We start from the raw sequence: 6,931 nt of genomic DNA on the forward strand, positions 1-6,931 counted from the left end.
CCGCCGCCGTCCGGTTCAGCTCCTCCAGCAGATACGCACGCTCCGCAGCCGGCAGCAGTTCAATCCGGCCGACCGGCTGCCTGGCATCGGCCATCACACCATGTAACAAAGTTTGCAAATGCTGCGTCATGCGGTCGATCTGCTTCGGCGCTAATCGACTGGCATCAAAATGCCAGCGAAAGCTCCCATCCAGAGCGCAAACCTCAAAGGTCAGCAAATCCCCGCATAATGCTGACCCAGCTCTGTGGCTCGTCTTCAGATCGCCATCGACGGAACAGCTGTCTGTCGTGATTGTGATGCCAATCGGCCAAGGCCGGTGCGAACGTAGCGCCTCCACCCCTCGCAATGTCGGGCAGCGCGCGACAAGATCCCGGGCAAAGCTGCCGTGCTCCCTCAGCTGAGCGAATTCGGCTGCCACCGCTTTGCGCATTTCTTCAAAATCACGTGCAAGATCAATGGTAACTTCCATCGGCACGGCGGGAGCGACAAGCACCTCCACCGCTTTGAAATCGGCTTGCCATCCACACGCTGCAGGCTTCCATCCCAGTTGCAGCTCTGTTTCTCCCGTGATGCGTGCGAGATAGATCAGCCAAGCTGTTACCAAGTATTCTGTGCAATCATTTTGCGACAGCTTAGCCAAAGCACTTGGAATGCACCCCGAACTCGACTGCCATCTGGGCGGTGCGTCAGACAGGGACGACGACAGGAAAGGAAACTTCAATATTCTAAACTGCTCAAGCCGCCGTCGCCAAAAATCCTCCCGAGGCGCCAGCAATTCATGAGTGGCAGTTATGCTCCTCGCTTGTTCATCGCCCAAGATTAAAAGGCGACTACCTTCATCCAGATTGGAGTGCCTGGCGAGGGCTCGCGCGTCCAGCACCTGCCCATCGGAGCTGCCAAAGCAAACATCGACATCCTGCGTACCCGACGCCACACGCCAGTGGCTGGAGTGAATTTCAAGCAGGCAACCTGCCGGAAAGCCCGAGCGTCGAGGCAACACCTCCAAGCGTCTGATTGCGACAGCCTCATCACCGACGAGCGCCTTGGGCAGACACAAAGGATTGGCATGATACGGGCCAAAGTCTAGGGCACGCGTCATCGCTGACAAATCTTGCGCGGATCGATCCCATCGCAGATAGCCTGCCGCATCTGGGCGCCGACGCTTCGGAAAATAACTCCTGTTCACCAGCGCCTGCGGATAGGCAGTAAGTTTCCCGATCTTGAGGCCAGTTAAGAGTTCGCGGAAACCCTCGATCGCGGCTTCATAACATTTGAGGTTCAGCGTCATTGCCGTGTCGGTGGGCGCAATCAGGACTTGGCGCTGAACCACGACGTCACCGGTATCAACACCATCATCGATCCGATGCCAGGTGACGGCGTATTCGGTTTCTTGCGCCAGCAGCGCCCAGGACGTCGCATGCGTTCCCGCGTATCGTGGCAATGGACCGTCGTGATAATTAAATGCACCTTGTCGCGCTCGCTCAAACACGTCCGGTCGCAATTTAAGCGGGTTGGAAACCGAGAATATCCAATCCACTGGCTCGGTGTTCAGTAAAGTGGAGAGTTCTTCAACATTCGCAATGCGCAAGATGTTGGCGCGAGCCGCCCAATCCGCGAAAATCGCGTCAGTACACAGGGCCGCGCCAATGACGTGGCCCATCTCCATTGCCAGTTGTGCGCACGCGATAGCTAGCGTACCACTGCCAAGAATGATGCTGGAAAAGATTGGCCGGGCTGCAGGATCCATGCCCTGCTCGCCTAGTTGACAGGCATGACCGCGCACCGGAGAAGACCGATATACCATTTTCATCCCTCAGCCAGTCCCAATCTGGGCCGTTCCCGCCCTAACCGCCGCGCCGCATAGCGGCCTAAACCCGTCACACTGGTTCGGATCTGCTCGGGGGAAAGCGCGCTTAATACCAATCGAACTCGGCGGTTCTGCGAGTCAACCAACACAAGGAAGGTCATCAGCATAACGATGACAATGTCACGCCTTGCACCCCTGTTGCGCTCTCCGCGGCGGCCCCTCATCGTATCGCACCTATTGTGCAACGGGTTCGCTGATCATGCCGGCCGTTGTCCATACTGCAACAACTGAGACTGTACTTGCCTACCTCGTTATCGCCGGCTGAATGCCCTTCATACACCACTAGCACAACAGCGTGTTTTCGAAGCTGAGCCGCTTACCTGCGTCCACGGACACCTTGAGCTAGCTGGCCTACCAATGGGCGTAATCATGAGACGATTTCTCCTCAGCTGGGACCCGTATGCATATGAACGAGCAAGTGCCGTGCCAGAGGAGATAATCACGTCAAACAAAGGCTTGGCGCTAATCACACCATGACAAATGTCCGACAATGTCGGACACTGGACGTAAGCGATCTGAGGAGGCTTCGAGTTTCGCGGCTTGCGGGTTGTCAGTTAGGGGTTGCCAGGTTCAGGAGCAGAAGCTCCTAACCCGAAAAATTCATGGTGGTTGGCGGATTTGGTGCAAGACTTTGAAATGAAATGGGATTTGGTTGCTAAGCCCGATCCGAATCATTTTCCGAGATCACACCCGCCATGAACGACCAGGCTGCCGCTGAGCTGTATGTCATCAGTAGGCGGCAAGTCCGTCGTCCCCCGTTTCGACGGCGGCATGCTGTCGTCCTACAGCGGCTTCCTGGCTCTGGCCGAAGTGGAGGGCTGCGGGTGGCCGAGCGTCTGGCGCGCTGCATCGACGATCCGCGCTAGCCGGACCAGACTGCCCACAGCTTGGCCGGGTGATCGCCGCCGGCTACCAGGACGGCAACGACGCCAAACCGGCTGCGCCCCGATCCAGTCTGCAAGATGGCCCAGGATGCCGCCGTCGGGTCGGGATCTGGCCTCCCAATCGATGATGTGCCGGCTGGAGGACCTGCCAGCGTGGGGGAGCTGGTCGCCATGGGGCGGGCGATGCGTCGATCTGGGCCGGCATCGCTAACGATGGTTGCGAAAGCGCACACGAAAGGTGCGGTCGCCGAGGCGGCGCCGCAGCCGATTGTTCTTGGCGAAAATGTTTCTCACCCCGTGTTAACCACCGCTGAAGCAGTCGCCAGGGACATGACCATGCCCGACCATCGCTTCCTAGCCACAACGGTTGAGGAAGCTCGGTTCCGGATGCGCCGCACGCATCGCCTGGCGATCGCCGAACTCGCCGCAAGAAGCTGCGGCAGAAAAGATGGTACTTTGCCCCGAGATGAAGGATAGTAGCGGCGCCTGCGATGGCCGCTGCGCCACAGATGGCGGCATAACTTACGGTGAAACCCAGTCCAGGCCGAGCACCACTTGCTGGTCGGTGGCAGGTACCCTCCGCGAAGTTTCTCTAGAGGCGGCCGAAGTGACATGAGCTAGATCGCACTTCCCAGTGTCCGAGCTGAGTTCTGTCCCGAACGATGTCCGCGAAATGCTTAGCTCCGGGATGAACCGACGGCCATGTCGCCGCCTGACGTGCCTCGACGTCGGGCGCGGCTCTCCGGAAGAGAGCGCCAAAGCTCATCTCCTGACCGTCCGCCGACTGCTGTCGAACCATATCGGGACGCCGATCAACACCATCCTGATCCTCGATCACTGGGACGATTTGCTCCATCTGGCGGCGTCGATCACGACGCGATCAGTGGTGCCGTCTACGATCCTGAAGAAGCTGTCAGCATCACCGAAGGAAAGCCAGCTCGCAAGTGCGCTACGGGAACTTGGCCGGATTGAGCGATCGCTGTTCATGATCGAATGGTACTCAAGTCCAGCGCTACGCCGGCGTTGCCAGGCCGGCCTCAACAAGGGTGAGGCGGCGCATAAGCTGAAGCGCGCCGTCTTCTTCCACGAGCGCGGTGAGATCCGGGACCGATCGTTCGAAAGCCAGGCCTTCCGCGCCTCGGGCCTCAACCTCGTCATCAGCGCGATCGTGCACTGGAACACGGTCTACATCGAACGGGCCGTCAGCCATTTGCGCAAAATGCATCGCGAGATTCCGGATCATCTGCTCAAGCACGTCTCGCCGCTGAGCTGGGAACACATCAATCTGACCGGCATCTACACCTGGGATGCAGAATATCAGATGCCTGAAGACTTCCGGTCGCTCAGACTACCGGCTCGGTTACGCCAAGCCGCATGACGTTCATGCTCCGTTCAGCCTTAGCGTACGATTTCGCACTGCTCTTGTTCGGACCCCGAAAAGCTGCGCGCACCGCTCTCTCGGTCGCCGCCGCTCCTTCATTCCGTAGGTGCTATGGCAGCGAGTTCACCTCGAACGCCATCCTCGCCTGGGCAGCGTCGAATGGCATTACATTGCGCCCGGCAAGCCGATGCAGACGGATGTTGTAGAATAGCCCCCTTCTTCTTATTCGGCATCTTTTTCCACAGCCTTCGGCCTTTCCGGCCTCGTTCGCCATCGGGAAGTCGCGGCTGCATAGGCAGCTTCCGCCTTCTCGACGCGGGATCGTTCTTCGGCGCTTGGCCGGGATGTTGTAGTCGAAGGCGGTGCCGCGTCTGGCGTGGCTGGTCGGAAGGCCGGCACGCAGCTCGACCGATCTGAACTTGCGGGCAAGCAAGGCCGGCCGGGCCCAGATGTAGTCGGTATCCTTGCTCAGCATGTGCCAGATGATCATTGCAAGCTTGCGCGCGGTGGCGACGGCCGCGATGCAGGCCAAGATAGGCAACGAGCTTCTGTGGATCGCTGAAGCGCCGTATGTCGCCGATTGCCGCGGCAACGCTCGCAGCCACGGTGACGTCGAGGCGGGGCAACGTCATCAGGCGGCGGATTGTCGGATCCTGGAGGGCATGTACGGCGGTATCCGCCTCGACCACCGTCAACGCCTCGTTGACCTGGTTAATCAAGCCGAGGTGGCGCTCGATGGCGGCGCGCTCATCGGCAGGCAATATTTGCCTCGCCAGCCATTTGCGCCCGCTGATCCCGACCAGGTTCCCATGCGGACACGGCGGGATCAGGTGGGCGTGGAGGATTGACTGGATCAGGTTCTTCAGCCGCGAACGCTGGCGAACCAGCTGTGTGCGCCTGGTGACCTGTCTTCGGAGGGCAAGGGTCCCCGGATCCGGAACCCAGACCTCCGGCAGAAAGCCCGAAGCATAGAGCTTCGCAAGGACAGTGGCGTCGATCGTGTCAATCTTCACCTTCGCATGCGCGATCATGTGCACCTGCTTGGGATTGGCGATCACGATCCGATCCACGTAGGGCGACAGCACTTCAGCGACGGCCGCGGCATTGCCGGTCGCCTCGATCACCACATGATCATCGTGGGTGAGTTCCCTCCTGGCGAACTCCTCGAGCTTATCGCGCAGCATTTGAACGCGGCCGAGCTTGACGATCTCGCCATCAAGCAACGACACGACCTCGGCGGCTACGCGGTGTATGTCCATGCCGATAATACGCACGGTTCCCTCCAACGTTGGTCACGAACAGGGAGCCCAGCGGGCAACACGACAAATACGGATCCGCGCTCGCAGCGCATCCGGGCGAGTCGTAGGGGCGGCCAGATAATGTGCGCGAACTCGCAGTTCATCTGCATACGACGGGCTGCCCGCACTTGCGTGCTCCCGGGGCCCCGTGGCCCGGATGCGCCAAGCTTAACGAAACCTGACGACCAACAAACGATGGCACCGAGACCAACATGCCGGATAATGGCTCCATCGAGAGCTTCAACGGCCGACTACGCGATGAACTGCTCAACGAGACGCTGTTTACTTCGCTGGCTCAGGCGCGCGTAGCCATCGCCCTTTGGCGGGCCGACTACAACACTGCGCGGCCGCACTCCCGCCTGGCAGACCCCGGCCGAGTTCGCTACCACCTTCAATCCGCGACGGTCGCTCGCGCTGCGCTATGCCAAAGGCTCCGCGCCAGCGCCCGTCGCTTCACCCGCCCAGCAGGGCACAACCCACGCCGGAAACGAACTCAAACCTGGATAGAAACTGGGGGCAACGTCACGCCCTTTCCAGAAGGCCGTGTTTTTTGACAATCTTGGTTGTTGATTGTGTGCCTTACATGTATGGCGGCCGTATTTGGTTCTGTAAGGGAGTTGTCACATAAACCGACTGTCAGTGAGTGGTGCGTAGAGATAGTGGGATGAAGAATTCCGCCATCAGCTACAAACGTCACCGCTTCCCGCAACAGATCATCGCCCATGCGGTCTGGCTGTACTTTCGGTTCCCGCTGAGCCTCCGCCTTGTCGAGGAAATGCTGCTGGAGCGCAGCATCGTCGTTTCGTATGAAACGATCCGCCGATGGGGTCGGAAATTTGGACCGGCCGACGCGAAGCAAATCCGTCGGCGGCGGCCGTCGCACGGGGACGTCTGGCATCTGGACGAGGTGGTGGTCTCCATGGCTGGCCGCAAGCACTGGCTTTGGCGTGCCGTTGACCAGGACGGTTATGTTCTCGACGAGATCGTTCAGAGCCGACGCGATGTGAGCGTCACGAGCACCCCATCTTGCCTGAGGGCTATACACTGGCGAGATTTGCCGCCTGATTTGCGAGGAGCGCAGGCGCATGGAGTGGGACGACCCTGATGCCAGTCATCAAGACAGTCATCAAGGCAGGCATGAAGAGGGTCGCTATCGCCGGATCGAGGTGATCACCGCCCGGCGGTGGGGGATCAATCGAGGTCTTCTTTCGGTCTGGCGACGGCACGTTGGGCTGGTGCAGGCGAAAGCGGCTGCGGAGACGACGGCCGGATCGACTAAGCCCGTCAGGACGAGGCGGCTTTCACCGATCTCCGAGCTCGATCCGACCGGTCGACCTGGGCGCCTCCTTCTTCCGTGCGTCACTATGCTCGAGCTGCCGCTCCTCGCCCCGCGATCGTAACTGGCACAAACTGCAGAGCTGGCGCCGCGCGACAGCCGAGATGTTGGCGCCCGGCTCCGCGCTTTCCGCAACAATCCGCGCCTTCTCCGCCGGCGTCCAGT

The 6,931-nt window shown here is 60.0% G+C and carries 2 protein-coding genes and 5 pseudogenes; 4 read left to right on the forward strand and 3 right to left on the reverse strand.

All coding sequences use genetic code 11. The features are described from left to right. Positions 1-1,747: formyltransferase family protein (locus tag EOC06_RS29100; RefSeq protein ID WP_281062119.1), on the reverse strand; the 1,747-nt coding region annotated here is incomplete at its 3' end. 1,217 nt (positions 1,748-2,964) lie between these two features. Between EOC06_RS29100 and EOC06_RS40350 the strand changes: the two genes are divergently transcribed. Further along, positions 2,965-3,228 (forward strand): hypothetical protein, encoded by a 264-nt coding sequence (locus EOC06_RS40350; protein WP_158302532.1) that lies wholly within the window; start codon positions 2,965-2,967, stop codon positions 3,226-3,228. Between the two features lie 310 nt (positions 3,229-3,538). Next, positions 3,539-4,129 (forward strand): annotated as a pseudogene (locus tag EOC06_RS29110) (Tn3 family transposase); the annotation flags it as partial. Positions 4,130-4,354: 225 nt separating this feature from the next. Here EOC06_RS29110 and EOC06_RS29115 read toward each other — a convergent pair. Further along, a pseudogene (locus EOC06_RS29115) lies at positions 4,355-5,406 on the reverse strand (transposase). Positions 5,407-5,651: 245 nt separating this feature from the next. Here EOC06_RS29115 and EOC06_RS29120 point away from each other — a divergent pair. Beyond that, a pseudogene (locus EOC06_RS29120) lies at positions 5,652-5,937 on the forward strand (transposase); the annotation flags it as partial. 157 nt (positions 5,938-6,094) lie between these two features. Continuing rightward, positions 6,095-6,433, forward strand: a pseudogene (locus EOC06_RS29125) (IS6 family transposase); the annotation flags it as partial. A gap of 418 nt (positions 6,434-6,851) precedes the next feature. Here the strand turns inward: EOC06_RS29125 and EOC06_RS45030 are convergent. Continuing rightward, a pseudogene (locus EOC06_RS45030) lies at positions 6,852-6,931 on the reverse strand (transposase); the annotation flags it as partial.

The sequence above is a fragment of the Mesorhizobium sp. M7A.F.Ca.MR.362.00.0.0 genome, from assembly GCF_004023175.1.
GTDB lineage: Bacteria > Pseudomonadota > Alphaproteobacteria > Rhizobiales > Rhizobiaceae > Mesorhizobium.

Bases quoted from the DNA above. Each gene is read 5' to 3' on its own strand.
- EOC06_RS40350 (WP_158302532.1), top strand. From the start codon at position 2,965: ATGGTTGCGAAAGCGCACACGAAAGGTGCGGTCGCCGAGGCGGCGCCG.